At 67.2% G+C, this 4,332-nt stretch carries 3 protein-coding genes and 1 pseudogene; 2 read left to right on the top strand and 2 right to left on the bottom strand.

Annotated features, from left to right (window positions below):
- Window positions 1–219 (bottom strand): annotated as a pseudogene (locus RDU12_RS13090) (penicillin-binding protein); the annotation flags it as partial.
- Between the two features lie 82 nt (window positions 220–301).
- Window positions 302–1,018, bottom strand: coding sequence for an AraC family transcriptional regulator (locus RDU12_RS13085; protein WP_300289908.1), 717 nt, complete (start codon window positions 1,016–1,018; stop codon window positions 302–304).
- Window positions 1,019–1,336: 318 nt separating this feature from the next.
- On the opposite strand from RDU12_RS13085, the gene ettA reads away from it, so the two are divergent.
- Both ettA and RDU12_RS13075 read left to right on the top strand, forming a co-directional pair.
- Window positions 1,337–3,004, top strand: coding sequence for an energy-dependent translational throttle protein EttA (gene ettA / locus RDU12_RS13080; protein WP_300289907.1), 1,668 nt, complete (start codon window positions 1,337–1,339; stop codon window positions 3,002–3,004).
- A gap of 136 nt (window positions 3,005–3,140) precedes the next feature.
- Window positions 3,141–4,332: calcium-binding protein (locus RDU12_RS13075; protein WP_308685025.1), on the top strand; the 1,192-nt coding region annotated here is incomplete at its 3' end.

Genomic DNA, 4,332 nt, shown 5'->3' with positions numbered 1-4,332 from the left:
AAGGTCGGCCACGCCATAGCCGACCGCCAGCACCACCTCCTCCCCATCGACCACGGCGATCGACAGGCCAGGAACCACGCCGACCTGGTCCATCGCCCGGCGAATGAAGGCGTCGGCCTCGCTCCGGAAGCGGGCGGCGTCGGGGCCGGCGGCGGCCGGCGACGCCGCCAGCAGGACGGCGACGGCGGTCAGGGCGGCGAGGCGGAACGGGTGGGTCATGGGCGGCTCTCTCTTCTGCTGCGGCCCTCTCCTCTCCCACGACCTCGCGCGGCGCGTCTTGAACGGATGAAACCGGATCGGCTCAGACGTCGGCGAACAGGCGTCGAAGCCGGCCGGGACTCCAGCCGGTCGCCTGACCGACGGCTCGGCTCAGGTGAGCCTGGTCGGCGAAGCCTTCGGCCGCGGCGATTTCGGCCAGCGGGGTCCCGCTGCGCACGATCCGGTCGACGGCGCGGGCGGCGCGCCGGTTCTGACGGGCCGCGCTCGGGGACTGGGCGAAGGCCTCGCGGAACAGGCGGGCGAAGCGGACCGGATGCAGGCCGAAGGAACGCGCCAGGGCGGCGATGCTCAGCCCCGGTTCGGCGAGCAGTCGATCATGAGCCTGATTGAGCCATGGCCCGGGCGTCGCGACCGGCCCCGACGGCTCCCCGGGCAGGGTCCCCGCCAGGACCGTCATGCCGGTCTCGCCGGCCGCCATCCGTCTCAGGGTGTCGTGGCCGGCGGCGGGACGGGCGACGACATACCGCTCCGGCGCGGCGGCCTCGAGGTTGAGTGAGAGGATCAGCGCCCCCGCGTCTCCGAAGCGGTTCTCGTGCTCGAAGCGGCCCGGCTTGGCGCTGAGGCCCGGGCCGTCGGCCCGCGCCCGCCCCTGATCGCTGTCCTCGACATAACCCCCGGCCAGCAGCAGGGAAACCTGCGCCCAGTCGTGCCGATGCGGCCGGCATTCCTCGCCCGGCGCATAGTGGGAGAGCACCAGTCGGCGGCCGGGCGAGGCTTCGAGAGTGATGCTGACAGACATGAACTTCCCAAGGCGCTGCAGTCCGGAGAGGCCGCGGCGGCGCGATATGGATGCAGAACAGGCACCGGACCGGCCCATGTTCTGCCCCTTCGCGCCCCTGCCTGCAGCTTAGCGTTTTGTCATGACGGGCAACTAACTGGCGCGAAGCGGCGACGGGCGGCAAGGCGGCGGCGATGCCCTCCGTCGGAACCCGCCTGCGCCGCCGGACCGGCCATCAAACCGCCCCGCCGCGCCGCTAGGGATTTGCCCTGACGGCGCGCGGTCGCTACACCCCGCGCCAACCTCCCCCACACCCCAGACGACAGGGCGCGACGCAGCATGGCGCAGCAATATATTTTCCAGATGCAGGGTCTGACCAAGACCTTTCCCGGCGGCAAGAAGATCTTCGAGAACATCTGGCTGAGCTTCTACAACGACGCCAAGATCGGCGTGGTCGGGGTCAACGGCTCGGGTAAATCCACCCTGCTGAAGATCATGGCCGGGCTGGACACCGAGTTCACCGGCGAGGCCCGCGCGGCCGACGGGATCAAGCGCGGCTATCTGGAGCAGGAGCCGCAGCTCGATCCGGCCCTGAACGTGCGCGAGAACGTCGAGGCCTGGTGCGAGGAGAAGCAGTGGGTCAACCGCTTCAACGCCATCGCCATGGAGATGGCCGAGAACTATTCCGACGAGCTGATGGAGGAGATGACCGCCCTCCAGGAGAAGATCGACGCCGGCGACGTCTGGGACATCGACAGCCGCATCGAAATGGCCATGGACGCCCTGCGCTGCCCGCCCGACGACTGGGAGACGACCAACCTGTCCGGCGGCGAGAAGCGCCGCGTGGCCCTCGCCCGCCTGCTGCTCAGCAAGCCCGACATGCTGCTGCTCGACGAACCGACCAACCACCTCGACGCCGAATCGGTGGCCTGGCTGCAGCACCACCTGGAAAACTTCCCCGGCTGCGTCATCCTGGTGACCCACGACCGCTATTTCCTGGACCTGGTCACCAAGTGGACGCTGGAGCTGGACCGCGGCAAAGGCCACCCGCACGAGGGCAACTACTCCAGCTGGCTGGAAGCCAAGACCAAGCGCGTGGTGCAGGAGCAGTCGGAGTCCGAGGCTCGCCAGCGCGCCCTGACCCGCGAACTGGAATGGGTCCGCTCGGGCGCCAAGGCCCGTCAGGCCAAGTCCAAGGCCCGTCTGGCCGCCTATGAGCGGATGGTCGACGAGCAGGAAAGCATGCGCGGCGCCCAGACCCACGCCGTCATCCAGATCCCGCCCGGCCCGCGCCTCGGCAATGTCGTGCTGGAGGCCGAGGGTCTGGAGAAGGCCTATGGCGACAAGCTGCTGTTCAAGGACCTGAGCTTCAAACTGCCGCCCAACGGCATCGTCGGCGTCATCGGCCCCAACGGCGCCGGCAAGTCGACCCTGTTCCGCCTGATCACCGGCCAGGAACAGCCCGACGCCGGCACGATCAAGGTCGGGGAGACGGTCAAGCTGGCCTATGTCGACCAGAGCCGCGACGACCTGGAGCCCAACAAGACCATCTGGGAAGTCATCTCGGGCGGCACTGACGTGATGATGGTCGGCAAACGCGAGATCAACACCCGCGCCTATGTCGGCAGCTTCAACTTCAAGGGCGGCGACCAGCAGAAGAAGGTCGGCCAGCTGTCGGGCGGAGAGCGCAACCGCGTCCACCTGGCCAAGACCCTGGCCACGGGCGGCAACCTGCTGCTGCTCGACGAACCGACCAACGACCTGGACATCGAGACGCTGCAGAACCTCGAGGAGGCGCTGGAAGGCTTCGCCGGCTGCGCCGTGGTCATCTCCCACGACCGCTGGTTCCTGGACCGCCTGGCCACCCACATCCTCGCCTTCGAGGGCGACAGCCACGTCGAATGGTTCGAAGGAAACTTCGAGGCCTATGAGGAGGACAAGAAGCGTCGCCTCGGGGTCGAGAGCCTGATCCCGCACCGGATCAAATTCCAGAAATTCGGGCGGTAGGGGCGGCTCGCGGCGCATGGAGGCGATCGCCTCCACGTAGCATGATCTAATCCTATCACGGTAAAGGTAGTCTCGACTGCGGGATCGCCGCTATGCTTTGACGGTCTCGAATAGTGATCGTTTTCTGGAGTCCCTGATGGCCGTAATTTCCGGAACCCCCGGTAACGACGCGATTTCTGGAACCGAGGGCGACGACCACATCACCGGCGCGGGCGGGGACGACAAGCTCAGCGGAAACGGTGGCGCGGACATTCTGGAGGGCCAGGTTGGATCCGACACCCTGAATGGGGGCGACGGAGACGACTGGCTCTACGCCTCCCATCGCTACAATACCGGCCTCAGCGACGCCGGAACGACGAATTTCCTGTATGGCCAAGGGGGGAACGACGCCCTCATCGCGTCGCAGGGCGTGGACTGGCTGGATGGCGGCGTCGGCGACGACGTGCTGTCCAGCGGCGACGACGACAGGTCGAACGGAGGCGACACCCTGCTGGGCGGCGACGGAAACGACATTCTCGTTTTCAACGGCGATCTTCTGGCCGACGGGGGAGCCGGCGCCGACATCTTTCGCTTCGGCAAGTACGCCACCACGGTCACCGGGGGGACGGGCGCCGACCAGTTTGACCTTATCCAGACGCAATATCAGGGCAATTTCGCCTTGGGTCAGTTCCACCTGATCACCGACTTCAATGCTGCAGAGGGGGACCGTCTCAACTTCGGTCTTCCCGGTCACTATTCGCAGAAACTCATCTTCCATGGAGCTCTCGACAACCCGACCTTCAGCCTTGAGGAGGGCCAGACCTTCTCCTCGTCGGGCTACGGCGCCGACCTCGCCCAGATCTGGACCTGGGCGTCCGGCGGCGAGACCTTCCTGATCGTCGACATCGACGGCCGCGGCACGCTCACCGAAGAAGACTATGTGATCCGCCTCACGGGCGCGCCGGACCTGACTCAGGACGCCTTCTCCCCAGACACCCTGATCACCAACCCCGGCGGCACCGCCGGCGCGGACGTGATCGAGGGCACGGACAGCTACGACGTCATCTACGGGCTGTCCGGAGACGACATCATCCGCGGAGGCGGCGGAAACGATTCTCTCTACGGCAACAGCGGCGATGACGAGATTCACGGCGGGGCCGGCTACAACGACATCTTCGGCGGCGACGGCGATGACGTTCTCACAGGCGGAGACGGCGGCAACCGGATCCATGGCGGGGCCGGCTCCGACGTGATCTACGGCGGCGACGGAGGAGACGAGCTCAACGCCGCCGGCCTCTATCCGGGCGCCGTGGACGCACTGGACGACGTCAACCTGATCTATGGGGGCA

This window comes from Brevundimonas sp., from assembly GCF_031082345.1.
GTDB lineage: Bacteria > Pseudomonadota > Alphaproteobacteria > Caulobacterales > Caulobacteraceae > Brevundimonas.
Note: the sequence above shows the minus strand (reverse complement) of the source record. Positions and strands in the feature narration are given on the sequence as shown.

Coding starts and splice junctions, on each gene's coding strand:
- RDU12_RS13085 (WP_300289908.1), bottom strand. CDS start 1,018: ATGTCTGTCAGCATCACTCTCGAAGCCTCGCCCGGCCGCCGACTGGTG.
- ettA (WP_300289907.1), top strand. CDS start 1,337: ATGGCGCAGCAATATATTTTCCAGATGCAGGGTCTGACCAAGACCTTT.